21 protein-coding genes and 1 pseudogene are annotated in these 25,935 nt (G+C 73.5%); 13 read left to right on the forward strand and 9 right to left on the reverse strand.

The features are described 5' to 3' along the window. The 6 genes and pseudogenes from IE305_RS18315 to IE305_RS18340 all read right to left on the reverse strand — a co-directional run. Positions 1-774, reverse strand: a pseudogene (locus IE305_RS18315) (hypothetical protein); the annotation flags it as partial. Beyond that, positions 771-929, reverse strand: a complete 159-nt coding sequence (locus tag IE305_RS18320; RefSeq protein ID WP_190130722.1) for a DUF6760 family protein — start codon at positions 927-929, stop codon at positions 771-773. The gene IE305_RS18320 and the pseudogene IE305_RS18315, both read right to left, overlap by 4 nt. Next, a complete protein-coding gene (locus IE305_RS18325) occupies positions 926-1,321 on the reverse strand; it encodes a hypothetical protein (protein ID WP_229891155.1) in 396 nt (131 codons plus the stop codon). The genes IE305_RS18320 and IE305_RS18325 overlap by 4 nt, the downstream gene beginning before the upstream one ends. Before the next feature lie 100 nt (positions 1,322-1,421). After that, positions 1,422-2,987, reverse strand: coding sequence for an NHL repeat-containing protein (locus IE305_RS18330; RefSeq protein WP_190130723.1), 1,566 nt, complete (start codon positions 2,985-2,987; stop codon positions 1,422-1,424). A gap of 12 nt (positions 2,988-2,999) precedes the next feature. Beyond that, positions 3,000-4,232: an NHL repeat-containing protein gene (locus IE305_RS18335; RefSeq protein WP_190130724.1), complete on the reverse strand. Its 1,233-nt coding sequence runs from the start codon at positions 4,230-4,232 to the stop codon at positions 3,000-3,002. A gap of 548 nt (positions 4,233-4,780) precedes the next feature. Further along, positions 4,781-6,196 carry an eCIS core domain-containing protein gene (locus IE305_RS18340; RefSeq protein WP_190130725.1) on the reverse strand — a complete coding sequence of 472 codons (1,416 nt, stop codon included), beginning with the start codon at positions 6,194-6,196 and terminating at the stop codon, positions 4,781-4,783. Between the two features lie 177 nt (positions 6,197-6,373). On the opposite strand from IE305_RS18340, the gene IE305_RS18345 reads away from it, so the two are divergent. The 6 genes from IE305_RS18345 (at position 6,374) to IE305_RS18370 (ending at position 13,880) form a co-directional block, all read left to right on the forward strand. After that, positions 6,374-8,167: a glycoside hydrolase family 15 protein gene (locus tag IE305_RS18345; RefSeq protein ID WP_229891157.1), complete on the forward strand. Its 1,794-nt coding sequence runs from the start codon at positions 6,374-6,376 to the stop codon at positions 8,165-8,167. Positions 8,168-8,392: 225 nt separating this feature from the next. Continuing rightward, on the forward strand, positions 8,393-9,940 hold the full coding sequence (locus IE305_RS18350) for a M1 family metallopeptidase (RefSeq protein ID WP_190130726.1): 1,548 nt from the start codon (positions 8,393-8,395) through the stop codon (positions 9,938-9,940). 41 nt (positions 9,941-9,981) lie between these two features. Then, positions 9,982-10,905 carry an aminoglycoside phosphotransferase family protein gene (locus IE305_RS18355; protein WP_190130727.1) on the forward strand — a complete coding sequence of 308 codons (924 nt, stop codon included), beginning with the start codon at positions 9,982-9,984 and terminating at the stop codon, positions 10,903-10,905. Between the two features lie 361 nt (positions 10,906-11,266). Then, on the forward strand, positions 11,267-12,010 hold the full coding sequence (locus IE305_RS18360; RefSeq protein WP_229891159.1) for a glycosyltransferase family protein: 744 nt from the start codon (positions 11,267-11,269) through the stop codon (positions 12,008-12,010). Positions 12,011-12,018: 8 nt separating this feature from the next. After that, positions 12,019-12,624: a streptomycin biosynthesis protein StrG gene (locus tag IE305_RS18365; protein WP_190130729.1), complete on the forward strand. Its 606-nt coding sequence runs from the start codon at positions 12,019-12,021 to the stop codon at positions 12,622-12,624. 110 nt (positions 12,625-12,734) lie between these two features. Then, positions 12,735-13,880: a dTDP-dihydrostreptose--streptidine-6-phosphate dihydrostreptosyltransferase gene (locus IE305_RS18370; RefSeq protein WP_190130730.1), complete on the forward strand. Its 1,146-nt coding sequence runs from the start codon at positions 12,735-12,737 to the stop codon at positions 13,878-13,880. 4 nt (positions 13,881-13,884) lie between these two features. On the opposite strand, the gene IE305_RS18375 is transcribed toward IE305_RS18370, so the two are convergent. After that, positions 13,885-14,658: an inositol monophosphatase family protein gene (locus IE305_RS18375; protein ID WP_190130731.1), complete on the reverse strand. Its 774-nt coding sequence runs from the start codon at positions 14,656-14,658 to the stop codon at positions 13,885-13,887. A 12-nt stretch (positions 14,659-14,670) separates the two neighbouring features. Further along, the gene (locus tag IE305_RS18380) at positions 14,671-15,957 is read right to left on the reverse strand and encodes an NAD(P)H-dependent oxidoreductase (protein WP_190130732.1); all 1,287 of its coding nucleotides are present in this window, start codon (positions 15,955-15,957) and stop codon (positions 14,671-14,673) included. A 173-nt stretch (positions 15,958-16,130) separates the two neighbouring features. Here IE305_RS18380 and IE305_RS18385 point away from each other — a divergent pair, with 173 nt between their 5' ends. Genes IE305_RS18385 through IE305_RS18410 form a run of 6 tightly spaced genes read left to right on the forward strand, consistent with a single transcriptional unit; the run spans position 16,131 to position 22,844 of the window. Then, positions 16,131-17,903 carry an ABC transporter transmembrane domain-containing protein gene (locus IE305_RS18385; RefSeq protein ID WP_190130733.1) on the forward strand — a complete coding sequence of 591 codons (1,773 nt, stop codon included), beginning with the start codon at positions 16,131-16,133 and terminating at the stop codon, positions 17,901-17,903. Continuing rightward, positions 17,900-19,639, forward strand: coding sequence for an ABC transporter ATP-binding protein (locus IE305_RS18390; RefSeq protein WP_190130734.1), 1,740 nt, complete (start codon positions 17,900-17,902; stop codon positions 19,637-19,639). The genes IE305_RS18385 and IE305_RS18390 overlap by 4 nt, the downstream gene beginning before the upstream one ends. 52 nt (positions 19,640-19,691) lie before the next feature. Next, a complete protein-coding gene (locus tag IE305_RS18395) occupies positions 19,692-20,453 on the forward strand; it encodes an SAM-dependent methyltransferase (RefSeq protein WP_190130735.1) in 762 nt (253 codons plus the stop codon). 39 nt (positions 20,454-20,492) lie between these two features. Further along, positions 20,493-21,173 carry a StsF protein gene (locus IE305_RS18400; protein ID WP_190130736.1) on the forward strand — a complete coding sequence of 227 codons (681 nt, stop codon included), beginning with the start codon at positions 20,493-20,495 and terminating at the stop codon, positions 21,171-21,173. Further along, positions 21,170-22,165, forward strand: a complete 996-nt coding sequence (locus tag IE305_RS18405; protein ID WP_190130737.1) for a phosphotransferase family protein — start codon at positions 21,170-21,172, stop codon at positions 22,163-22,165. Before IE305_RS18400 ends, IE305_RS18405 begins: the two co-directional genes overlap by 4 nt. A gap of 52 nt (positions 22,166-22,217) precedes the next feature. Continuing rightward, on the forward strand, positions 22,218-22,844 hold the full coding sequence (locus IE305_RS18410; protein ID WP_190130738.1) for an HAD family hydrolase: 627 nt from the start codon (positions 22,218-22,220) through the stop codon (positions 22,842-22,844). A 34-nt stretch (positions 22,845-22,878) separates the two neighbouring features. Here IE305_RS18410 and IE305_RS18415 read toward each other — a convergent pair whose 3' ends face one another. Next, positions 22,879-24,153: a DegT/DnrJ/EryC1/StrS aminotransferase family protein gene (locus IE305_RS18415; RefSeq protein WP_190130739.1), complete on the reverse strand. Its 1,275-nt coding sequence runs from the start codon at positions 24,151-24,153 to the stop codon at positions 22,879-22,881. A gap of 211 nt (positions 24,154-24,364) precedes the next feature. On the opposite strand from IE305_RS18415, the gene IE305_RS18420 reads away from it, so the two are divergent. Next, positions 24,365-25,882: an FAD-binding protein gene (locus IE305_RS18420; protein WP_190130740.1), complete on the forward strand. Its 1,518-nt coding sequence runs from the start codon at positions 24,365-24,367 to the stop codon at positions 25,880-25,882. The last annotated feature ends 53 nt before the right edge of the window (positions 25,883-25,935 follow it).

The following is a 25,935-nucleotide window of genomic DNA, read 5'->3' on the forward strand; positions in this document are numbered from 1 at the left end:
CGGGCTGTGCACTGTGGGCCCGCTGTGCGGCGCGGGTCGGCCGAGGAGGCCGTGCACCGGGGGCTGTGGGGTGTCCGCCGCCTTCCGGTCGGGGCCCGTCGGCGTGTTGGCGTTGCGCCGGGCCGGGCCGTGCGCCGTGGGCCCGCCGTTCGGCTCGCGCCGGCCGGGGGAGCGGCGCGGCGTGCCGGGGGCCGGGTCCGTCGAGGGGCCGGTCGCCGTACGGGCCGGTGGCGCCCCGGACGGCGCCGGGCCGTACGGAAGGTGGTGTGCGGCAGCGTGTGCCGGCGTCGGCGGGGCGACCGCCACGCCCCGCTGGGCTTCCGGGAGGCCGGCTCCGGCCGAGGCGGCGCGTCCCCGTTCCCTCGTGGGAACGTCGGTGCCGGCCGTGGAGCGGACGCGGACGCGACGCCTCGTGTGACCCTTGCGGGCCCGGGAACCGAGCCGGCGCAGGAAGCCGGGCGGCGTGTCGCCCCCGTCCCCGCCGTCCCGCCCGCCGGTGGGCGCCGGCGGCGGGCCGGCTTCCTCGTACGTCACGGGCGCCACGCGCGTCGCCCCCAGTACGCGCGGCACTGCCCGCGGCACCAGCCGGCCCGCCGCCGTGGCGAGCGGTGCCGGGCGCCAGGCCGCCAGGTCGTGCCGGAAGGCCGCCAGGCCGCTCGACGCCGGCCACGGCAGACGCACCAGCCCCTCGGGCGGCACCTGGCGCCACTCCGCCCGCGGGGCCGGGGCCGAAGCGGCGGGGGCGTACCGGCGGCGCCGCCACATCCGGCTCACCGTCCCCCCGCCCGTGTGCTGTTGATCCTGGCGATCTCACGCACCCAGGCGCGCCGTTCCTCGTGCGGCAGGGTGAGGATGTCCTCGTACGCCCAGTGGAAGTGGTAGGCGATGTACGCGGTCTCCTCGCGGAGCCGGTGCGCCGGGTGCGTCATGCTTCCCCCAGGCGGCTGCCCGTCTCCGGTCCGGGCACGGCGAAGCTCGTGCCGCAGGAGGGGCAGGACACGGCGCTGTGGCCGGAGTCGAGGCCGTTGATGCGCCGGTAGAGGTCCTGGAGGTGGGCGAGGTCCTGGGCGAAGAGGCGTTCCACCACGCCCGCGTGGATGTCGGTGACGGTGCCCAGCCGGGTGATGACCAGGCTGAGGAGGACGACTCCCAGGTAGGCGGGGTTCTCGCGGACGCGCTGGTCGATCAGTGGGGCCAGCTCGTCGCGGGCGGTGGCGAGCCGCATGGAACCGCGGCGGTGCACGGTGCCCGCGTCGTCCACGTAGCCGTGGGGAAGCTCGAAGTCGAACTCGGTGCGCAGCGGCGTTGCGTTGTCGGGCATGGTGGGGCGGTGTCCTCCGTGAGGTGTGCCGGTCCCGGCCCCCGCGGTGTGCGCGGGGGCCGGGCCGGACGTTCGTGTCGTCGTGTCCGGGGCGTGGCGGTCAGTGGATGTTCTGGTGGAAGAGCAGGCCCACCGACGTGCCGTCGGCCCACGCCTCGACCGGGAACCCGCCGGGTTTGTCACCGGCCGTCAGGACGGGGGAGTCGGCCGAGCCGTCGCTGCCGCTGGTCACCTCGGCGGTGTCCACGCCGCCGGGGAAGATCGCCATGTTCTCGCCGCGGACCTTGAAGGTGACCCTGGCCCCCTCGACGGCGTTGCCGTGGACGTCCTCCACGACGACCCGCATGGGGTGCTCGAAGGACTTGCCCGCGGGCACGGTCTGCCCGGCGCCGGAGACGTAGCGGACGCGGTCGGCGGCCTCGGGCTCGGGGGTGACGACGAGCCGGGTGAAGGCGGCGACCGCGTCCGTCTCCTGCCAGCGGGCCGTGACGGGGCACGGGCCTTCCCTGAGCGGCTTGAGCAGCGAACTCGTCGCCACGCCGAGCCCGTCGCCCGCGGTGCCGGTCTCTTTCACCTCGGTCGGCTCGCCGTTCTCGAAGACGCCCGCGCCCTCCTCGACGGAGAACTCGACCTTCTGCCCGCCCACCGGTGTGCCGTCCAGCTGCGTCGCCTTGACCACGAACGGCTCGGCGAAGCGGTGACCCGCGTGCGTCGTCTGCCCGTCGCCGGAGACCACGGCGAGCCGGTGGCGCGAGACGCGTTGCAGGGCCTTCTGCCCGGCGAGGGCGATCCACAGCCTGCCGTCCCCGGCGACGGCGAGCCCGGAGGGGTGCGAGCCCGCGCCGGTGGGGATCGTGGCGGCCCGCGTCGCGCCGGGCAGGACGTAGCCGATCACGTTCCCGGCCGGGGCGGCGAACCAGAGCGTGCCGTCCGCCGTCGCCAGCATGTGGCCCGCCGGGTGGGGCGTGTCGACGAGCGAGTGCGTGTTGTCCGCGACGAGGTACTTCACGATCTTCTTCTCGGTGGTCGACACCCAGACCACGTCGCCCGCCGGGGAGACCGCCACGTGCTGGGGCGTGACGCCCAGGGTGACGGCCGGCCCGAAGCTGCCGTTGGTCGCGTCGAAGGCGACCAGCGCCTTGGTGCCGGGGGACGTCAGCCAGTAGCGGGTGGGTGCCTCGGCTGCGATGCCGATGCCGTACAGGCCGCCGGGGTACATCTGCGAGTACTGGACACCACCCCCGGCGTCGACGATCGCCAGCTGGTTCCAGCTGATCAGGGGGGCGACGAGGCGGCGGCGGCCGTCCCGGCCCTTGCCGAGGGCGAGGGCCTGGCAGTCCGTGATCCCGTTCAGGGGGTACGCCTGGTACTGGCCGCCGTCGGTGCACTTGACGAAGGCGGCCCCGTCCTGCCCGGTGACGAACGTCCAGACGCCGTGGCCGGGCCAGGCGACGAGGGAGGTGGCGCTGCCGCTGAGGCCGGATCCCTGGCCGAAGACGGTGTTGCCCCAGGGGTCGCGGGGCTCGAAGAAGCCGATGATGCCCTTGGTGGTGACGAACCACAGGTTCTGGTCGTCACCCCGCCAGACCAGGTCGGTGGCGGCGGCGTCGATGGGGAACGTGTTGGAGTCGCTCTCGGGGGTGATGTGCGACGCTGCGGACGGCATGCTGGTTCTCCTTCAGGCCGGCGTGATGGTCAGGGTCGCGGCGGCGTGCGGCTCGGTGTCGCCGAGGCCGACGCTGAGGACCGCCTCCTCCTGGACGTCGCCCGCGACCACGGCCGGCAGGGCGACCCGCCCGCGCTGGTCGGTGAGGATCACGCGTTCCCGGGTGCCGTCCTCGAAGGCCGCGCCCTCGGCGTCGATCCGGCAGGTGAGGGGGATGTTGGGGATGGGCCGGCCGTTGGCCACGTACTCGGCGACCAGCGGCTGCTCGACGTGGTCCTTCATGTGGACCTCGGACTCGCTCTGCGACACGATCTGGGTCCGGCCCATGAGCGAGGCCGAGCCGAACGGCGGCGGCGGGACGGTGTAGCTGCCCACGGTCTTCTTGCTGGGGTTCGTGTACCAGAGCTTGCCGTCCGCCGCGACGCAGAGGCCCTTGGCGCCGCCGCCGTTGGGGAGGCGCACCAGCCCTCCGCTGCCGGTCAGGTTCTTGTCGAACTCGTGCAGCCCCTCGCTGGAGGCCACCCACAGCTCGCCCGTCGCCGTGAACGCCAGCTGCTGCGGGACGGCGGTGCCCAGGTCGACCGTGCGCGTGGTCCCGGAGCCGAGGTCGAAGCGGATCACCTGGTTGGGGCTGGTGGCGGTCAGCCACACCGCGGTGGTGTCCGCGATGACGTAGAACGGCCTCTGGCCGGGCCGGAGGACCCCGATCGACTCCCAGGTCATCTCTCCGTGGCGGCGGCGGTAGAGGCCGTTCTCCGTCCGCACCGGGCTCGTGGTCCGGCTCTGCCCCGTGGCCCAGTAGGTGTGGGTCCTGCCGTCGGCGGCCGTGGTGACGGCCACGTCCCAGAGCCACGTGTTCTGGGTGACCTGCATGCGGTCGATGAGGCCGGTGGACGGGGTGAGGATGCCGACGTATTTGTGCACGGGTTCCGCGAACAGCAGGCTGTACTCGTAGACCGGTGTGGTCGGTGTGCCCGTGTTGGTGGTCCGCAGTTTGATGCTCTCGGCCTTGGCGTCGTCCTCCAGCGGGTAGAAGGTGACGGCGTTGTTCCCCGTGGTCTCCATGATCACGATCGGGTCCTGCCTCTCCGGCGGGGCCGGAGCCGCGAACCAGACCTTCTGCAGCCCGTCGGGGTCCTTGATGATGCCGGCGGTGAGCTGGGGGATCATCGAGTGGTTCACCGTCTGCTGCTGGCCGGGAGCGCCGGGGTGGACGCGGATGATCGCCTTGTCGTCCGTGGTCACCCAGAGGTAGTTCCTGTTCCCCTGGGCCAGCGAGTGGGGCCGGTAATTCCCGATGGGATATTCCTGGATTTCCGTCACTGCGGCTTCCCCCTCGAATCCGGTGATGGGTGCGGCACGTGAACGGCCGGGCCCGCGCGGCAGCGCACGATCGGGGAGACGGGCAGGAACCGGCGGCCCGCGCGGGGGGCGGCGTTCGGCTGGACGAGACTATGCCGCCCGCACAGCCGCACACACCCGGTCGAACCGGCCACCCGGATGCCGTGGCCACGGCATCCGGACAGCCGGCCGGAAGGCTTGCCCGTGCGTGACGTCTCAGCTGCAAACGCGGCTATGCGGTTTCCGCTGTTCCGCATTCCGTGCCGGCGGCTCCGGGCGCATGCACGGCTGTCAAGGGCGCACGGGCTCTGCCGTCGTCGTGCAATGCCTTGGCCTGAAGTCTTTCAAGAACCGTTTTTCTGCCGGGGGAGAGGTGGCCCGATGGCGGGAATTCACCGGGCCCGCCCGGCCCGGACTTTGGTCCGGACCTGCGGGAACGCGTGGTGCGGGGGTCAGGAGAGGAGCTTCCTGCGCCTGGCCTCCTTCTCCACGGCCGGACGGTCGTCCATCGTCAGCCTGCGGAGCCAGGACACGTCGTTCTGCGTGGCCTGCTTTCCGCGCAGCACCTTGGTGATCGTGACGCCTTCGCCGTGGTTCAGCAGGTCGATGCCCGCCCCCAGGAAGCGGGCCTGCCGGGGGCCGTTCTTCGAGTAGTCCGCCACGGACATGCCCGCGACGAACGGGTACTTCGTCCACTCGATCCCGTCCGGCGGCATCCCCGGCAGCCCGCGCCGCTCGGGATCGCTGTTGGCCTGGCGGAACCACTGGACGTTCATGGCCACCGCCGTGACCGGCGTGCCGTCCTTCTTCCTCCCCCACGCCCCGCCGGCCACCGGATGCTCGATGAGGGGATGGGGATGCCGCCCCGCCGCGATCTGCTCCTCGGTGAAGTTCTCGTACGGGCGCGGCTCGTCGGTCCGCATGGGGACGTACTCGGACGGCCTGGTGTCGGCGTCGTCCGGGAAGCTGACCCAGTCCTGGCCGCCGGCGCGGGCCTCGGCCGCCTTCTGCCGGAGCAGCTCGTCGGGGACGTCGTACGCGACGACCGCCCAGTTCCGGAACTGGGCCTGGTACTGGAGCGCGCTCAGCAGCGCCGCCTCCCGGTCCTCCTCCCAGAAGTACACCCCCTTGCCGAACTCGCCGCCCCCTGTGGGCTCCAGCCGCCCGGTGTGCTCCGGCCGTTGCTCGGGCGGTGCCTGCCCACGCCCCGCGGCGCCCCTCCGCGCAACGAGGGCATCGGCGTCCGCCTCGGACAGGCCACGGTAGAACTTCATCCGCTGGACGACCGGACCGCCTCGCGTGCTCCCGGCGGCGGCCGGGGCGGGCACCGCCCCGGGCGGTACCCGCCCCGACAGGGCGCTGCGGGCCCCGGACTCCGCGGCGCGCTCGAAGCGGTCCCCGGGGTCGCTGACCCGTGTGCCGTCGCCCCGGTCCGTGCCGGCCACGGGCCCGGACCGCTGCTGCATCACGTGGATCAGCTCGTGGGCGAGGGTGTGCCGGTCCGCCCCGCCGGCACCGACGACGATGTGCTGCCCGGCGGTGTACGCGCGGGCACCGAGCTCCTCCGCCGATCCCCGCGCCGCCGCGTCCGTGTGCAGGCGCACGCCGGAGAAGTCGGCGCCCAGCCGCGCCTCCATCTCCTCCCGCAGCGGCACGGGCAACGGCCGGCCCGGTCCGCGCAGGACGTCCTGCACTCCCGGGCGCCGGCCGGCCGGGCGCAGCATGCGGGCCGTCGCCGCGTTCCCCGCCCTGCGCTGGAGGCCGAGCAGCAGGGCGGCCGGCGAGGGCACGCCGGGCGGCCGGGCGGGCGGTGCGGCAGTGGGTGTCCTGGTGACGTCGGGCGTCGTGCGGGGGGCGGGCGTACGCATGGGTCCCCTTCCGGACGGTGGACGGAGCGGTGGACGGTCAGCCCATGCCTACAGGGGCCGCATGCGCGGGGGAAGGGCGACTTGGGGCCAGGCGGCGTCACTCCGCCCGGCCCGCGCCGGGTGCGGGCCGGGCGGACCCGGTTTGCCCGGCGCCACCCGCGGTTACTGATCTCTCCGGTGACCAGGACCTCATCCCGTACGGCGCAGGACGGCGGGGCCTTCGCGCCCCAGCCGTTGCGGCAGTACGCCCTGCTGGCCGACGGGGAGCGGGGCGTCATCGTGGGGCCCCGGGGCGAGTACGCGTGGATGTGCGTGCCGCGGTGGGACTCGGACGCGGTGTTCTCGACGCTGGTCGGCGGCGCGGGCATGTACGTCGTGACGCCCGTGGGGCGCTGCGTGTGGGGCGGGTACTACGAGGACGGGACGCTCATCTGGCGCAGCCGCTGGGTCACCGACGACGGCATCGTCGAGTGCCGCGAGGCGCTGGCCTTTCCCGGCGACCCGCACCGCGCCGTGCTCCTGCGGCGGATCCTGGCGCCGCCCCGGAACGCCGCCCGGGTGTCCGTCGTGCTGGAGCCCTGCGCCGGGTTCGGCCGCCGGCCGCTCCGTCAGGTGTCCCGCGAGGCCGACGGGGTGTGGACGGGGCGCGCCGGTGACCTGTCGGTGCGCTGGTCCGGCTGTGCCGCCGAGCCGCGGCCGGCGGGGCCCGGCGGGCGGCGGCTGGAGATGGAGCTGACGGTCGAGGCCGGTGCCTGCCACGACCTGGTCCTGGAGATCGGCGACCGGTCCCTGACCGGGGAGCCCCCGCGGCCCGACGCGGCGTGGCGGGCCACGGAGGAGGCGTGGCACGCGGCGGTGCCACCGCTCGGCGACACGGTCGCACGCATCGACGCCCGCCGCGCGTACACCGTCCTGCGCGGGCTGACGGGCACGGCGGGCGGCATGGTGGCGTCGGCCACCACGAGCCTGCCCGAGCGGGCCGAGGAGGGCCGCAACTACGACTACCGGTACGTGTGGATCCGCGACCAGTGCTACGCGGGCCAGGCGGTCGCCGCCGCCGGGGACACGGCGCTGCTGGACGACGCGGTGCGGTTCGTCACCGCCCGGCTGCACGAGGACGGCCCCCGGATGGCCCCCGCCTACACCGTGGACGGGCGGACCGTCCCCGAGGAGCGCGAGCTCGACCTGCCCGGCTACCCCGGGGGCTTCGACCGCGTCGGCAACAAGGTCAGCGGGCAGTTCCAGCTCGACGTGTTCGGGGAGTCCCTGCTCCTGCTGGGCGCCGCCGCACGCCACGGGCGGCTGGACGCCGACGGCTGGCGGGCGGCCGACATCGCCGCGGGCGCCGTCGCCCGGCGCCGCGACCAGCCGGACGCCGGCGTGTGGGAGCTCCCGCCGCGGCTGTGGGCGCACAGCAGGCTGGCGTGCGCGGCGGGACTGCGGAGCGTCGCCGCCGCCGGGGCGCCCGGCGGGCGGTCGGCCGAGTGGACGGCGCTGGCCGACCGGCTGGTGGCGGACACCGCCGCCCGCTGCCTGCACCCGTCCGGCCGCTGGCAGCGGTCGCCCGACGACCCCGGCCTGGACGGCGCCCTGCTGCTGCCGCCCCTCCGCGGCGCCGTCCCCGCCGACGACCCGCGGACCCGGGCCACGCTGCGCGCCTACGTCGACGAGCTCACCGAGGACCACTTCGCCTACCGGTTCCGCCACGGCGACCAGCCGCTGGAGGCGGCCGAGGGCGCCTTCCTGCTGTGCGGGTTCGTCACCGCGCTCGCCGAGCACCAGCAGGGGCACGAGGTGGCCGCGTTCCGCTGGTTCGAACGCAACCGCGCGGCCTGCGGGCCGGCCGGACTGTACTCGGAGGAGTACGACGTCGCCCAGCGGCAGATGCGCGGCAATCTGCCGCAGGCGTTCGTGCACGCCCTGATGCTGGAGTGCGCGGCCCGCCTGGCCCGCCCCTGGCCGGGGACGTAGGGAGGCCGGTGGGCGGGGCGGCGGTGCCACGAGACCCCCGCGCCCGTAGCACCGCCGCGCCCTGCCGGGACCGATCCGGACCCGGCCCCTCCAGTCCACCCCCCGGCCGGGGCCCAGGGCCAGGGTTTCCCTGTTTCCTCATGGCGGAGGGGCGAGGGAAACCCCTCGACGTCCCGGGGGCGCGCGGCTGGACTCGGGGCACTCGCGTGAAAGGGGAAACGCACCGTGCTCCGCAGCTCAGCCGTCAGATCCGCCGTCGCCCTCACCGTCGCCGCCTGCCTGGGGACCGCCGCCCCGGCCTCCGCCACGGGGCCCGGAACCGGCACTTCCGGTATCGGTGACCCGTACTACCCGGACGCGGGAAACCCGGGATACGACGTCTCCCACTACGACCTCCGGCTGACGTACCGGCCGGAGGACGACCGGCTGGACGGCACCGCGGTCCTCACCGCCCGCAGCACGCAACGACTGCCCCGCTTCACCCTGGACTTCCTGCTCGACGCACAGGAGGTACGCGTCGACGGCAGGAAGGCGGCCTTCACCCGGACCGGCACCGGGGGCACCCGCAAACTGGAGGTGACGCCCGCCGTCCCGCCGGCCGCCGGACGGACCTTCACCGTCGCCGTCACGTACGGCGGGACACCTTCCGAGGCGAAGGACGGCCGGCCGTCCGCGTGGCACCGCACCGCCGACGGCGCCGTGGTGGCCGACGAGCCCTCGTCCGCACCCTGGTGGTACCCGGTCAACGACCACCCGCGCGACAAGGCCACGTACGACGTGTCCGTCTCCGTGCCGGCCGGGCTCCAGGTGGTCGGCAACGGCCTCCTCGTCTCCCAACGCACCGAAGGCGGCCGCACCCGCTACCACTGGCGCTCGGCCCGCCCCCAGGCCCCCTACCTGACCACGCTCGGCATCGGCCGGTTCGACCTCACCACCGGTACGACGGCGGGCGGGATACCCGTCGTCACCGCGTACGGCAAGGGACTGGGCGACCGCCGGGCCGCGGCGACCGCCAGCGTGGGACGCACCGCCGAGATCATCGACTGGGAGAGCTCCCTCTTCGGCCCCTACCCCTTCGAGGCCGCCGGCGGCTTCGTGCCGGATGCCGACGGGTACGGCGCCCTGGAGACACAGACCAGGCCGTTCTACGCACCGGCCATGTTCGCCGACGGCCCCTTCGTCGACGTGGTCGTGCACGAGCTGGCGCACCAGTGGTTCGGCAACAGCGTCTCGGTGGAGAACTGGCGCGACATCTGGCTGAGCGAGGGCTTCGCCACCTACGCGCAGTGGCTGTGGTCGGAGAAGGAGGGCACGGGCACGGCCCGGGAACTCGCCGCCCACGCCTACGCCAAGCACCCCGCCGACGACCCGTTCTGGACGGTCCCGCCCGGTGACCCGGGCGCGGAGAACCAGTTCCACCCCGCCGTCTACCAGCGCGGCGCCATGGCCCTCCAGGCCCTGCGCGAACGCCTCGGCGACACCGCCTTCTTCACCGTGCTCCGCCAGTGGCAGACGGAACGCCGGCACGGCAACGGCACGGTCCAGGACTTCGTCCGCCTCACGGAACGCGTCTCCGGCCGGCCCCTGCACGACCTCTTCGCCACCTGGCTCTTCACCCCGGCCCGCCCGGCGGCACCCCCGTCCCCCACCGCCCCGGCGGCCGGGAAGCCCGCGGAGCCGGCGTCCTGGCAGAAGATCGAAGCGGCCCGGGAAGCGGACCGGGGCGCGCACCGGTGTCCGAAATCGTCCAGCCCTGCACCAGGAGCCCGTTAGGTTGCTGCCCACACCCCCTGTCCCGTGAAGGATGTCCCGCCATGAGCACACCCCTGCGCGTCGAGGTACCCCCGGCCTTCGTCGAGGCCTGCATCCGGAACAGCGGTGAGGAGGGGAAGGAGTGGGTCGCCGGTCTGCCCCTGCTGGCCGCCGGGCTGCTGGAACGCTGGGGCCTCGTGCCGGACGGCGGCGTGCGGCACGGGGAGGCGTCGCTGGTGGTGCCCGTGCGGCGGCCGGACGGGACGCCCGCGGTGCTGAAGCTCCAGATGCCCCGGGAGGAGACCACCGCCGCGCTGACCGGACTGCGCGTCTGGAACGGCGACGGTGTCGTACGGCTCCTCGACCACGACCCGGACAGCAGCGCCATGCTGCTGGAACGGCTGGACGGGGCCCGCACGCTGGCCGCCGTCGAGGACGACGACACCGCGATGGGCGTCCTCGCCGGCCTGCTGGCACGCCTCACCGCCGTTCAGGCGCCCGCCGAGCTGCGCCGGCTCGGCGACGTCGCCCACGAGATGCTGGAACAGGTGCCCACCGCCGTCACCGCGCTGACCGACCCGGCCGACCAGCGGCTGCTGCGCTCCTGGGCGTCGGCGGTGGCCGAACTCGCCGGCGAGGCGGGGGACCGGATGCTGCACTGGGACCTCCACTACGACAACGTCCTCTCCGCCGAGCGCGAGCCCTGGCTCGCCATCGACCCCGAACCCCTCGCCGGCGACCCCGGCTTCGACCTGTGGCCCGCCCTGGACAGCCGCTGGGAGACCGTGGCAGCCTCGGGCGAGCCCCTGCGTGTGGTGCGCCGCCGCTTCGACCTGCTCACCGACACCCTCGGCCTGGACCGCGCCCGTGCGAAGGGCTGGACCCTGGGCCGGCTGCTGCAGAACTCCCTCTGGGACATCGAGGACGGGGCCACGGCGCTCGCCCCCTCGCAGACCGCGGTCGCCGAGGCACTCGAAGGGCGCTGACGGGGCGCCGGGTCCGTGTTCGACCGCGGAACCTAGGCAGTTGAACACGCGCAGGGCGGGGACCGGAGATCATTTCCGGTCCCCGCCCCGCCGCGTTTTTGTACGGCATGCGTTGTACGCATAACGCGGACGCTCGCGAGAAAAGACGATTCACCGCAGAATTACCCGGACCGTTTCCGCTGATTTCCGGGCGGGTCCTGAGCCGGCCGTCACTGCTTCCCGGCCGTTCTTCCCGCACCCGACAGGAGGTTCGTCCCACGTGATAGGTTACGGCGTCTGCGTCGGACCGACCGGCCTTTTCGACCGCATCTGCCGTCCGGGCATCGAGCGCGTCCGAACGCCGGGCAGCCCCATTTTCACCATGCGCGGCCAGACATCCATGTTCGACGCCTACAACGCCATTTTCGACCAGGCCGCCGCCAACTCCGACGTCACCGGTCTCGTACTGCTCCACGACGACATCGAACTGCGCAAGAACCCCGTCGACGTGGTGGGCCCGGCGTTCGAGGACGAGTCCATCGCCATGCTCGGCTCGGTCGGCGGCTCCGACACCGTCTCGCTCGCCTGGTGGAACGAGCGGGACACCCGGCGCGGCCGGGTCACCGACTACGACAAGGTGCACGACTACGGCAGCGACCGGTACGAGGTGCACGCCGTGGACGACTGCATCATCGCCGTGAACCGCTGGGTCATCGAGAACGTGCGCTTCCCCCCGGGCCGCTACGGCGGCTTCGAAGGGCTCGGCGTCATCCTCGCCACCATGGTGCGCGCCGGCGGCAGGCGCGTCGTCGTCCAGGACCTCCAGGACGTCATGCACCACAACGACGGGCGCGGCTTCAACGGCCTCCGCGACTGGCGGCGCAACGAACTCCGGTGGCAGCGCCAGTTCTTCGACCTCAGCCCGCTGGAGCGGCTGGGGAACCACCTGGAGGACCTGGCGACGCCCACGATCCCCGCCCGGCTCGCGGCCCAGCGGCTCGCGCTGCGCCTCGCGGGCAGGGCCCACGAGGTGAGCGACGGGGAGACCGGCGACCCGGCGGTCGACAAGGTCGTGGACGGCTGGTACCGGCGGTGCAAGCGGCTGCGCGGCCGCATGGTGGTGTGAGGAGCGACATGGCAGCGGCGAAGTACACCCGGCTCACGTACGACGTCAAGGAGATCCCGATCGCCGACTACGTGCGCGAGGCGATCGGCGTCGAGGACCTGGAGGGCCTGGCGGCCAGCGACCGGCCGGCCACGCGGGAGACCGACCAGGCCACGGACCACCACAAGCGGTTCTACGACAACTTCCACGTCGTCTCGCCCATCTACCGCAAGCTGGCCCGGAGCCTGCTGGGGCCGTCCGCGGACGACCTCTACATCCAGCGGGTGCCGACCTTCCGGGTCCACCTCCGCAACTCCCTCGCCGTCGGCGACTGGCACCGCGACAGCGACTTCGGGCACGACAGCGCCGAGCTCAACTACTGGGTGCCGTTCACCCGCGCCTACGGCAACAACACGGTGTGGATCGACGAGGAGCCGGTGCACGCCGAGTACGGCGAGGTCATCGTCTTCGACGGTGCCAACTCCTGGCACGGCAACGTCGTCAACGACACCGCCATCAGCCGGGTGAGCATGGACTTCCGCACCCTCCCGCGGACCAGCTACCGGCCCAACGACAAGAAGTCGGTGTCGTTCGGCATGCCGTTCCTGCTCGGGGAGTACTGGGACATTCTCTGACACCCCCGAAAAGGGAATGGGGTGGTGCGGCGGACGCTGTCCGCCGCACCACCCCTTTTCCGTGTGCGGTCCCTTTGACGACCGGCACCCGCATTCATAGCCTTCCCGCCATGAGGATGACTTCGCAGACGAGCGACACCGAGGCCCTGACCTCCCTCGACGAGCGGTTCCAGGAATTCCTGTCCGGCCTCCCCGACGACCGGCCCCTGTGGTTCTCCTTCTACTCCACCGGATTACTGCACGCCGTACAGCACTTCCTGCGCTTCGTCCCCCCGCAGATCGAGTGCGTCTTCCTCACGAGCGCCCTGACCCCGGAGGAAATGGCCGTCCGCGACGCCATGACCGGTGCCGTGGACAACGGCCCGCGCTCCTTCGACATCGCCGAACGGGTCGGCAGCCACGAGATCTTCGAATTCCTGATGCGCAACCTCGACCGGCCCTTCGGCATCGTCGACGTCGACTGCTTCGTCATGGACGCCGACTGGTTCCGCCACTGCATGGACGGACTGGAGCCGGGCGTCGCCGTCAGCGGGCCCTTCACCTACGGGCCCATCCCCCTGGCCGCCCCGCCCCTCATGGCCATCGACCCGGCGGCCCGCGCCGGCATCGAGCACGCCATCGGCGGTCCCGTCTCGCCCGCCGCCTACGCCTACATCCCGCCGGGCCCCGAGAAGGAGATCGACGGCGCCATGGTGCGCCTCATCGAGCCGCACCACGAGGCGGCCCTGGCCAAGGTCATGGCCATGGAGGCGCACCGGCTGCCGTTCCCGCAGGGCGGACTGCTGGACGTGCTCGACGACGGCCGCGAGGTCCGCAGCCACGAGCGGTACCACCACACGCAGAACGGGCACGACGTGATCCGCACCGTCTTCGACGGGCTGATGTTCTACCAGCTCATGGCGCTCGCCGCGGGCCGGCGCATCGCGCACTTCCACCATGTCCCCGGCACCAAGGTCTTCGCCCCGCAGCTGGTGCACGCGGGCGGCATCTCCTACTGGCACCGGCTGCGGCCCAGCGAGATCGCCGCCGGCATCGACGAACTGCCGTGGTCCGCGCACATCGACGCCCTGCTGCTGGAGGACTTCACCAACCGGCCGGACGCCCCGGAGTCCTACCGGACGCGCCGCAAGCGGCTCGCCGCGAACCTCCGGCAGTCCGGCGCCGACCTGCCCCGGCTGCGCAAGGAACTCACCGGCAAGCTCGCCGCGTCGGGCATCGACACCACCGACCCCCGCTGGCAGGCCGTGCTCGGCTGAGCGTTCACAGCCGCTGCCGTACGAAAGCGGTGAGCTCCGCGCCCAGCGACGGAGCCGAGTACAGCAACCACGGCGCGTCCAGCCGCCGGCCGCCGCTCAGGTCGTCGACCCGGCCGCCCGCCTCCAGCACCAGCAGGACGGCGGGCGCCCGGTCCCAGACCTTGCCGCCCTCGTCGGCCACGGCGTCCACCCGCCCCTCGACGAGATCCCCGATCGCGCTGACCTGCCACTCGGTCCACCCGGGCAGCGCCTCGACGTGCGGCCGCACCGGCGACTCGGGGAAGAGGAAACCACTGACGCGCGCGGCGCCGAGACCCAGCCCGGGACCGGGCCCGTCGTCGCCGCCGATCCGCAGCCGGCGCTCCCGGCCGTGGGCCCGTACGTACGCGCCCCGCCCCCTGCGCGCCCAGTACACGGTGTTCTCCGTGGGGCGGCTCACCGCGCCGATCTCCAGTTCGCCGTCGACCTCCAGGGCGACGTGCGTGCCCCAGCCGCGTCCGCCGGCGAGGAACGGGACCGTCCCGTCGATCGGGTCGATGATCCACCGGCGCCCGGAGGACCCGCGCCCGCCCGTCTCCTCGGACAGCACGGCGTCACCGGGCCGCTCCCGGCGCAGCAGGTCGAGCATGGCGTGCTCCACGGCGAGGTCGGCCTCGCTGACGGGGCTGCCGTCGGTCTTGTCCCGCACGGGATTCGGGGCCCCGAAATAGGTCAGGGCGAGAGAATCGGCGAGGCCGACGAGACGTTCGGCCAGAAGGAAGTCCTCATCCAGATCCACGGCGCGCCTCCGTCAGACGGCGAACAGCTTGTCCTGCTCCTCGCGGAGCGCGTCGACGAGCCGGCCCGCCGGCAGCGTCACGTCGTCGTACGTCACGACGGCGTCCCGGGGGACGTCGCGGCGGAGCACGCAGCCCTCGGAGACGCCGATGGGCAGGAGCCGCTCGGCGCGCGTCACCGGGTGGGCCTCGGCGACGCCGTAGAGGTCGTAGCCGCCGATGCCGTCGAGCACCGTCCCGGCGGGCAGGTCCCGTTTGGCGGTGGCGACCACGTCGACCCGCGGCCCGGCGGGCGGGGTCAGGGTGGCGTCGCCGAAGTCGACGACGCGGGCGATGGTGTTCGGCACCTCGAAGTGGCAGAGGTGGTAGGGCACGTAGAAGCTGTACAGCGGGCCCTTGCCCAGCTTGTAGAGCTCCAGGTAGCTCCGCTGCCGGGGGTCGTCGTGGGTGCCCAGCACGTAGACACCGGGCCCCGGCTTGGCGCCGACGACGTAGTCGACGATGCCGCCCTGCTCGCGCAGCTCGTCGACGTCGTACATCCCGGTCAGCTCGTCGACGTGCCCGGTGTGGTCGCGCCCGTACATGCCGCGCTGCGGCACGGTGAGCCCGAAGGCGTTGGCCACGATGGCCTGTTCGAAGGAGACCTTCGTGCCGTCCGTGAAGCTCGTGATCATGTTGACGTTCTGGCCCCAGCGGTCGGCGAAGACCTGCTGTGTGGTGGGCGTGCGGTACAGGCTGTGGAACCCCTTGACGTTGCCCGCCACCAGGGGCGTCACCCCCACGCTCCGTACGAACCGCACGAGGTTGCCCTGGACGCCGGGCTGGTCGCCGTCGGCGGCGGTGAGCACGACACCGGCCTCGCGGGCGCGGTGGGCCAGCAACGGTCCGACGGTGCCGTCGAGTTCGGCGTTCATTGTCACGATGGGCAGGCCGCGCTCGATCGCGGCGACGGTGATCCTGGCGCCGAACTCCACCGCGCCGGTCACGTCGACCACGCAGTCGATCCCCTCGGCGGCGATCAGGGCGAACGCGTCCTCGGTCACCACGGGCGTGCCGGCCGCCACGGCCGCCCCGATCCGTTCCGCCGTCCCCGCGCGGACCGGCTCGACGCCCGCCTCGCGGTAGGCGCGCTCGGCGTTGGGCACGGTCCTGTTCGCGATCGCGGCCACCCGCATGCCGGGGACGGCGTTGACGATGTGATTGACCAGTCCGCGGCCCATGAACCCGGCGCCTATCATTCCGACGCGAATGGGGCGGCCGCTCTCCTCGCGCCGGCGCAGCGCGGTGTCGACTAACAGCATGGGCGATTCCCTGATTCGCAGTGACTTGTCACGGAGCGACGAGGCTATGGGAGGGTGATCGGGGTGGCAACGAAGGCCGCGTTCGACTGCCGAGCGTCGGCAGTCGAACGCCCGATGCCGCCCCGGGACAGGGAAGTTGACGTCCGGACCGGCATGCTGGATAACCTCGCGCAATGCGCCCGTTACCCGTCGCCGATCCCGGTGCTCCCGATATTCGTTCGGCCACGCGTTATTTGGTCTGGCTGGCGGGCCGAATCCCCGGGCCGCTGGGCACCGCGGCATTCTTCGGCCTGCTCTGGCTGGGTTCGCAGGCCCTGGTGCCGGTGGTCGTCCGGGAGGCCATCGACGACGGTCTGATGGCCGGCGACATGGGTGTCGTCGGCCTGTGGTCGGCCGTGCTGCTGGGGCTCGGCGTGGTGCAGGCGGTGGCCGGCACGGCCCGCCGGCGGCTCAACCTGTACAACTCGCTGTCCGCCGGCTTCCGCACCGTCCAGCTCGTCGTCGGGCACGCCAACCGGCTCGGCGCCTCCCTCGAACGGCGCGTGGACTCCGGGGAACTGGTCAGCATCGGCACCTCGGACCTGCGCGCCATCGGCAGCGCCTTCGACATCGTGGGCCGGGCGGTCGGCGCCCTGGTGTCGCTGGTGCTGGTGGCCGTCGTCCTGCTCGGCCAGTCGCCCTCCCTGGGCCTGCTGCTGCTCGTGGCGCTGCCGGCCATCCTCCTCACCCTCGGCTACACCCTGCGCCCGCTGCACCGGCGCCAGGACGACTACCGCGACCTCCAGGGCGAGCTCACCTCCCGCCTCACCGACGTGGTCGCGGGCCTGCGGGTGCTGCGGGGCGTCGGGGGAGAGGCGTTCTTCGCCCGCTCGTACCGCGAGCGCTCCCAGCAGGTACGGGCCGCGGGCACCCGCGTCGCCAGTGCCGAGGCGCTGATCCGGAGCGCCAAGGTGCTGCTGCCGGGCCTCCTGGTCGGCGTGGTCACCTGGATCGGCGCCCGCGCGGCGCTCGACGGCTCGGTGACCCCCGGCGAGCTGGTCGCCTTCTACGCCTACGCGGCGTTCCTCGTGGAGCCGCTGGGCATCATGACGGAGACCGCGGACCGGTTCGCCCGCGCCCACGTCGCCGCCCGCCGCGCGGTCACCGTGCTCCGCCTGGAGCCGGAGAACCAGCAGGAGGAACAGGCTGGGCCGCTGCCCGCCGGGCCGGGGGAACTCGTCGACGAGCGGTCGGGGCTGACCGTGACGCCGGGCACCTTCCTCGTCGTCGTCGCGCCGTCCACCGACGGCGTCCGGCTCGCCGACCGCCTCGGCGGCTACACCGGCGACCCGGTCACCTACGCCGGCCGGCCGCTCACCAGCGTGCCGCCCGACGAGTTCCGGCGGCGCGTCCTCGTGGTCGACAACCGCTCCCGCCTGTTCCGGGGGCCGCTGCGGGCCACCCTGGACCCGCACGGCACCGCCGGCGACGCGGCCGTCGCCGCAGCCCTCCACGCGGCCATGGCCGAGGACATCGTCGAGGCCCTGCCCGCCGGCACGGACACGGTGATCAGTGCGGACGGCCACCGCTTCTCCGGCGGCCAGCGGCAACGCCTCGTCCTGGCCCGCGCCGTCCTGGCCGACCCCGAGGTGCTCGTCGTCGTCGACCCCACGTCGGCGGTCGACGCCCACACCGAGCGGGAGATCGGCCGGCGGCTGCGGGCCGCGCGCGCCGGGCGCACCACCGTCCTCGTCAGCTCCAGCCCGCTGCTGCTGGACCAGGCCGACGAGGTGGCCTTCCTGGCCGGCGGCCGCGTCGTGGCCACCGGCCCGCACCGTGACCTGCTGGCCTCCCGCCCGGACTACCGCCTGGTCATCCAGCGCGAGACCGGCGAGACACCGGCCGGTCCACCCCTGGCCGACGACGCACCGTCCACCCCCCTGGCGACCCGAGGGAGCGCCGAATGAGCAGGGCGACACTGCCCGTGGCCGACACGGCGGAGGTCCGCCGGCACGGCAAGGCGCTGGCCCGGCGGCACGCCGGGGACCTCACCTGGATGCTGGTCCTGCACGGGCTCGCCGCCGTGTGCGGCCTGATCGGCCCGTGGCTGATCGGCCGGCTGATCGACGAGGTCGTGCACGGCACCACCCTCACCGTGATCGACCGGCTCGGCCTCGGCCTGCTGCTGTCCCTGGTGGCGCAGGCCGCGCTGACCTACTGGGCGGTCCAGCGCTCCTGCCGGTTCGGCGAGAAGGTGACCGCCGAGATCCGCGAGGACTTCGTCGACCGCGTCGCCGGCCTGCCCCTGTCGACCGTGGAGGACGCCGAGCCCGGCGACCTCGTCACCCGGGCGTCCCGCGACACCGACGCGCTGACCAACACCGTGCGCTACGCGGTCCCCGAGACGCTGATCGCGGTGCTCACCTGCCTGTTCACCTTCGGCGCGCTCCTCCTCAACGGGCCGCTCGCCGCGCTGCCGAGCTTCGTCGTCATCCCGATGCTGTGGGCCGGCACCCGCTGGTACCTGCGGCGCTCCGGCACGAGCTACCGCCGGCTCGGGGCGAGTTACGTCGCCCTCGGCGACACCCTCGCCGAGACGGTGCCCGGCGCCCGTACCGTCGAGGCGCTGGGCCTGCGGGCCGCCCGGCGGCGGGTCCTGGACAGCGACCTGCGGGAGGCCTACGAGGCCGAGCGGCACGCCATGTGGCTGCGCAGCTCCTGGTACCTGCTGGTCGAGTTCAGCTACGTGGTGCCGGTGGTGGCGACGCTGGCGGTCGGCGGGCTGCTGCACGCGAACGGCCACGCCACCCTCGGCCAGGTGGTCGCGGCCACCCTCTACGTACGGCAGCTGATCTTCCCCCTGGACGAGGTCCTCAGCTGGATGGACGAACTCCAGATCGGCTCCGCCTCGCTGGCCCGCGTGATCGGCATCGGCAAGCTGCCCGCCGACCGGCGCCCCACGGGCGCCACACCCCGCGGCGAGGAGCTCACCGCCCGCAAGGTCACCCACTCCTACCTCCCCGGACGCGACGTCCTGCACGACGTCGACCTCGACCTCGCCCCCGGCGAACGGCTGGCCGTCGTGGGGCCGTCCGGGTCCGGCAAGTCCACGCTCGGCAAACTCCTCGCCGGCATCTACGCGCCCCGCTCCGGCACGGTCGCCGTCGGCGGCGTCCGGCTGGTCGACCTCAGCACCGAGGAACTCCGCGCCCACATCGCGCTCGTCACCCAGGACCACCACGTCTTCCGCGGCACCCTCCGGGAGAACGTCACCCTCGGCCGGCCCGCCGCCGACGAGGACCTGCGGCGCGCCCTGACGGCGGTCGGCGCCGGGACGTGGGCCGACGACCTGCCCGACGGCCTCGACACCGTCGTCGGCTCGGCCGGGCACGCCCTCACCGCGGCCCAGGCGCAGCAAGTGGCGCTGGCCCGCCTGGTGCTGGCCGATCCACGCACCGTCGTCCTCGACGAGGCGACCGCGCTCCTGGACCCGTCGACGGCCCGGCACACCGAACGGGCGCTGGCGGCCGTCCTGGGCGACCGCACCGTCGTCGCGATCGCGCACCGGCTCCACACCGCGGAGGACGCCGACCGCATCGCCGTGGTCGAGAACGGCCGCATCAGCGAGCTCGGCAGCCACGCCGACCTGCTCGCCGCGAACGGCGCCTACGCGGCCCTGTGGCGCACCTGGCACGGCGGCTGAACCACCTTTGAATTCATTGCCGGAAAAGCGGGAACACCCCTAGCCTGGCGCCATGAACGAGAGGCAGCCGCATGTCGACTGGGACCTTCTTTTCGGCGACGACTACGATTACTTCGACCTTCCCGACCTCACCCCGGAACTGAGTTCCGAAGAAGCGTCGGCCATGGTCCGGCTCGGTGGTTTCGAACCGGGCATGGACTTCCTCGACGCCCCCTGCGGACACGGCCGGCACGCGAACATCCTCGCCTCGCGGGGATTTCGCGTCGTCGGCGCCGACCGCGACGAACGCTTTCTCGCGATGGCCCGCGAAGAAGCCGCGCAGATGGGGGTGGACGTGGAATACCACCACCTCGACCTGCGCGAGATGGATTTCGCCGGCGAATTCGACGCCGCGGTGTCCTGGTACAGCTCCTTCGGCTATTTCGACGACGAGACCGACCGGGACATCCTGCGCCGGTACCGCCGCGCGCTGCGCCCCGGCGGCCGGTTCCTGCTCGACATGCACTCGCCGTACCGCCACATCCCCAGCATCCTCGCCAACCACGACATGCACGTCGACGTGCTGCGGCGCGGTGACGACATGGCGGTGGACATCCAGGAGCTCGACGCGGAGGCCAGCCGCCTCTACGCCGAGAAGATCACCATCCGGGACGGCAAGGTCGACCGGGCCCGCTACAGCGTGCGCATGTTCACCGCCCCCGAGATCCTCGAGTGGTTCCGCACCGCCGGGTTCGCGGAGGCCCGGGTCATGAACGAGCACGGCGGCCCCTTCACCGTCAGCAGCCGCCGCCTGATGGTGCTGGGCACCGCCTGACCCTCCCGCCCGTACGCAACCCCTGTGAAGGAGACGTCCGTGGTCGCCCAACCGGCCCCCCTGCTGGCATCGCTCCGCCCCGCCCACGTCCCGGACCACGACATCGAGGGACTCCGCGCCCACTACGCCGCCCACCGGTGCGCCCAGATACCCCGGGTCGCCGAGGTCGCCGAACTCCGCTCGGTGGCCCTCTCGCTCTACGAGAAGCTGAACGACCTGCCCCTGGAGGACGCGCAGGAGCACAGCGACGAGGGCGACGGCCTCGGCTACGGCTTCCGCTTCCAGCGCATCGACACCAAGGCCGACACCCCCGAGCACGCCGAGCGGGTCACCACCGCCTTCCGCGAGCACGGGCTGACCGACTGGTCCGAGCGCATGGCCGCCGAGCTGATCCCGGTCGTGGACCGCATCACCGGCCGCAGCATGCGGTACGAGCGCGTGTTCCTGCTGGCCTACCGGGAGGGCGACTACATCGGCCCGCACGGCGCCGAGCAGGACACCGACCTGGACCGCTTCAACCTCCAGTTCCCGCTCTGCTACGACGCGGTCGGCGCGATGCGCATCCTGCGCCGCGGCTACCTGGAGCCCCTGTACGACCGCGACGGCGACGCCCGCCTGCTCGGCCCGCGCATGTGGCACGAGGTGCCGCCGCTGCTGCGGCTGCCCGGCGGGGCGGACCCGCTGCGCCTGGTCGTCTCGCTGCGGCTGAGGGCCGCGTGACCCCGGCCGCCGGCGGGGACGCCGGCCGTCGCGAGGAGGAGACGCGCGCCGTCGCCGCCGAGGTGTTCCAGCGGTTCGGGACCGCCTTCGCCGACGCCCGCCGCGCCGGCGGCCGGACCAACGTCACCTGGATCGGCGGGGGAGTGGTGGTGCGCGTCGCGGGCACCCCGGGCGCGACGGACCTGCGGCGGGAGGCGGCGCTGGCCGCCGTCCTGCCGCCGCAGGCCGGCTACCCCCGGGTGCTGGGCAGCGGCACCACCCGCGGCCGGGAGTGGATGGTGACGGCCGAGATCCCCGCCGAGAACCTGGACGACGCCTGGGCCTCGCTCGACTGGGACCGGCGCATCGAGGCCGTACGGCAGCTGTGGGCCCGGGCCCGCGCGGTCCACGGCACCGACCCCGCCGCCGCGGCCCCGCTGGCCCGGCCCCGCAACCCCTTCTACGCGCAGCACCCGGGCGAGGCCGCGGCCGGCCTGGCCCGCCTGCACGCGGCAGGCGTGCTCACCCGGGCGGAACACGACCGCCTGGGCACCCTGCTGGACCGGTTCTGGGCCGCCCTCCCGGACGCCGCGCGCGTCCTGAACCACGGCGACTTCTCCCCGGTCAACGCCCTCTGGGACGGCTCCCGCGTCGTCTCCCTGCTCGACTTCGAATTCGCGGTCCTCGCGCCCGTGCACCTCGACCTCAACGAGCTCGTGAAGATCGCCTTCGCGCCCGTGGAGCCGGGCGTGACCCTGACGGAGGGCGACGCGAAGGGCCGCCGCCGGCTCCAGGAGGCCGTGACCGGCCTGGCCGGCCCGTTCCTGCGGACGCCCGCCGACATCGACCTGCTGCTCGGTCACGCCGTCCAGCTGGAGACGTGGGGCCTGGAACGGGAGTGGGCCAAACCCGGCCGGGAGGGCTTCCGGGACTGGGAGCCGTACCGGCTGCTCACCGCCTGGGCGCACACCGACGGCGGCCACTACGCGCCGCTGCTCGGCGCCCTCCGATGACCGTGCTCGACGGAAGCTCCACGGAAGTACCCGTGGAAGAAAGGGCGTTGCGGTGATCCGGACGCTGTTCGTGGACGCCGGCGGCGTCCTCTACAACAACATCAACGAGGAGACCGACTTCCTCGCCCGGGTCGCCGGCCGCCACGGCGCCGACCCCGGAGAACTCCTGACGAGGGTGCTGAAGGCGGCCCCCGCCTACGAGGACGGCGGCACCCATGTGCACGAGGTGTTCCGCGACCTCCTGGAGGCGGAAGCACCGCTGGACACCGGGTGGCTGGACCGCGCGTACCTGGAGAGCGTGCGCGCCTACGACGACAACTTCCGGGCGCTGCGGGAGGCGCGGCGGGACCACCCGCACCTCACGGTCGTGCTCACCAACAACGAGGCCGAGCACTGGGACCGGCTGAAGGACGCCGCCCACGGCCACTTCGGCCTCTTCGACGTCCTGTGCTCCTCGTGGCGCCTCGGCCGGGTCAAGCCCGCGCGGGAGTTCTTCACCGCCGCGCTGCACCACGTCCGGGCGGTGCCGGCCGAAACGCTCGTCGTCGACGACCGGACAGCGGTCCTGGAGGTCGCGGCCGGGCTCGGCATGCGGACCCTGCACGTCGGCACGCCGGACGTCCTCGCCGGCCGGCTCGCCCCGGCGGTCCGGGGCGACGCCGTTCCGACCGCCCTGTAGGCCGGGGCCGTTCCGGGACTGGTCCCGGGGCCGTTCAGTCCGCGATCTCGCCGATGTGGGACGTGATCTTCTCGAAGGCGAGGGCGATGTCCTCGATGGCCTCCAGCGGCGCCAGCAGCACCTCGTGGCCGAAGCTCACCACGCTCTCGTACACCCGCGTGGCCACCGGCAGGTCGAACTGCGAGGGCTCTATCCGCGCCATGTACCGGGCGTCGGTGGCGAATCTCCGCCGTGAGCTGGGCCGGTGCAGCGGGTTGTCGTTCAGCGGGCGGTGCGTCTGCATGACGGAGAAGCCGAGTTCGGCGGTCAGGGCCCGGGCGATCCGGCCGACCGGGGCCACGGCCAGCACCTCGTCCGGCAGCCGCACCGCGTACCGGTAGTACGCGCGGTCGGTGGTCCCCGGCGCCGTGTCCTGCACCGTCAGTCCCAGCTCCTGCAGCCGGCGGGTGAGGTGGTCCGCCGCCTTGGCCCGGTGCGCGTTCTGCTCTTCCAGGAGGTCGAGCTGGTCGAGGAGTACCGCCGCGTGGAACTCCGACAGGCACTGGTTGCTGCCCATCAGCTGGCCGGTCTCCAGCAGCTCCATCTCCCCGACGCCGACCCGGTCGCGCCGCAGGACGCGGCCGTCCGCCCGCAGGTGCTCGGCCCGCGTGGCGATGTCGGGGTCGTCGGTGACGACGGCACCGCCCTCGCCGGAGGTCAGCAGCTTGCTGCCCTGCATGCTGAAGACCCCGGCCGTGCCGATGGACCCCACCGGCCAGTGGTTGTAGCGGGCGCCGTGGGCGTGTGCGCAGTCCTCGACCAGCGGCAGGCCGTGCCGCTGCGCGATGTCCAGCAGCGCGTCCAGGTCGGCCACGGCGGAGTAGGCATGGACCACGGTGATCGCCCGGGTCCGGTCGGTGATGGCGGCCTCGACCGCGGCGGGGTCCACGCAGTACGTCGACGGGTCGACGTCGACCAGGACCGGCACCGCGTTGATGCCCAGCACGGCGGACGCCGACGCCACCCAGCTGAGGCCGGGCACGATCACCTCGTCCGACGCGCCGACCCCGCACGCCTCCAGGGCCACGGCCAGCGCGGAGGTGCCCGTCGCGGTCGGCACGCAGTGCGCGGAATTGCAGTAGTCCGCGAATGCGGTGGCGAATTGCCGCTCGTAGGATGGGCGTCCCTGATAGGCGCAGGAGATGGTCCAGCGGCCACTGTTGAGGACGTCCGCGAGGTTTTTCAGCGCGCGTTCCCCCGGCTGGGGCCAGCGCGGCCATTCACGGTCGGTGAGTCGTGGGCCGCCGGACAGCGCCAATGCATTTCCCATGGTTGCCCTCGCCTTTCGCCGATGCGACAGATGGGGTCGGAATGTACGCATCCCAGCGGTGCGTGCGCCACCGCGCAACCCACCGTGAGCGCACAGCCGTTACGGCTCTGTCCGGCACTGCTCTGTTCGACTGAGGAACGTGCCCAGTCGAACGGCTGGGTACCCTGCGGCAAGCCGGCGGCCGGCACGTCAGCGTGTAGGGGAGACAGCGATGCCGAGCAATTCCGAAACAAACGCGGTACGGGGTGCGGGGGAACGGGAGGACGCGGCCCGCGTCGTGGTCGTGGGCGGGGGGCTCGCGGGACTGGAGCTCGCCGCGGCCCTGTCGGACCAGGGCGTCGAGGACGTCCTCGTGCTCGAGGCCGGGCCCGGCGAGGACCTGGACCACATCCACCGGGCCCACCCCCGGGACCGGGCCACCGAACTGGTCTTCGCCCCCGAGCGCGACCCGTACTTCCGGCGGCCCTGGGACTCCGCGTCCGCCCCGCACTACACCGGCATCTCCGGCCTGCGCCGCAGGCTGGGCGGCCGGTCCCTGTACTGGCACGGCGTGGTCCTGCCGCTGGAGGACTGGGCGCTCGCCACCCCCTGGTGGCCCGCCGACGTCGTCGCGGACCTCACCAGGAGCTGGCAGGGCGGCCCCTCGCTGTACGAGCGGGTGGGCGCCGACCTGGCGGAGTGGAGCGGCACCGCGCCGGAGGGCGCCGCCGGGCAGCAGGCCCGCACGTTCGGCGGGCAGCCCTTCCGGCCGCTGCCCCGGGCCTGCCGCCAGGTGCCCGGCGACGACCGCTGGGAGGCGTACTCCGCACTGGACCGCTGGCGCGGCGAGGACGGCACCGCCGTGCCGCCGCCAGGCGTCCGCGTCCGCTGCGGCACCGAGGTCCTCGCCGTGGACGTCCGCGACGGAGCCGTCCGCGGCGTGCTCGTCCGCGACCCCGCAACGGGGAGCGGGAGCATCGCCGCCGACACGGTGGTGCTGTGCGCGGGCACCGTGGAGAGCACCCGGCTCGCCGTGCAGGCCCTCACCACGGCGGGAAAGCTGGCCGCGCCGCGGCTGGGCGGCCTCGCCGACCACATCGTGCAGGGCTTCGTCGTCCGCCTGCCGGCCGCGCCGCCCGGCGCCGCCCGCCACGTCCCGGACCCCGGCTCGTACTACGTGCCCACCGACCCGGCAACCCGCTCGTACCTGCGCATGGATGTGCAGCCCGCCGGCGACGGCGAACTGCTGCTGGACGTCCGGACCACCGGGGAACAGCTCCCCAACCCGGACAGCGTGGTCGAGGTGCTCACGGCGGCCGGCCCCGCCGGGCCGGCCCGGGTGCGCACCGCCCTGCGCCCGGAGGACCACGAGGTGATCGAGGCGCAGCGGACGGTGCTGCGCGACTTCTGGCACGCGGTCGCCACCGAGCTGGGGACCGACCCGGTGCCCATGGAGTTCACCGGCTTCGGCGACCCCGGGCGCGACAACACCGCCGTCCTGCCGGAGCGGATCGGTTCCCAGCGCGTGGGCGTGCCGGAGACGTGGACGAGCCTGCTGGGCACGGAGGACCACGAGGGCGGGACCCTGCCGCTGGGGGACGTCCTGACGTCACGGCACGAGTTCGCGGGCCTGCCCGGCCTGTACGCCGCCGGGCCCGCCGTCTTCCCGCGGCTCGGCGCCGCGAACCCGTCCCTCACCGCCCTCGCGCTGTCCCGGCGGCTGGCGGCGTTCCTCGCCGGCGCGGCCTGACGCCGCGGCGGCCTTCACTCGACCCGCACCACGCCCGTATCACCTGCAACAAG

This window comes from Streptomyces mashuensis (genome assembly GCF_014654785.1).
In the GTDB taxonomy this organism is placed as follows: Bacteria; Actinomycetota; Actinomycetes; order Streptomycetales; family Streptomycetaceae; genus Streptomyces; species Streptomyces mashuensis.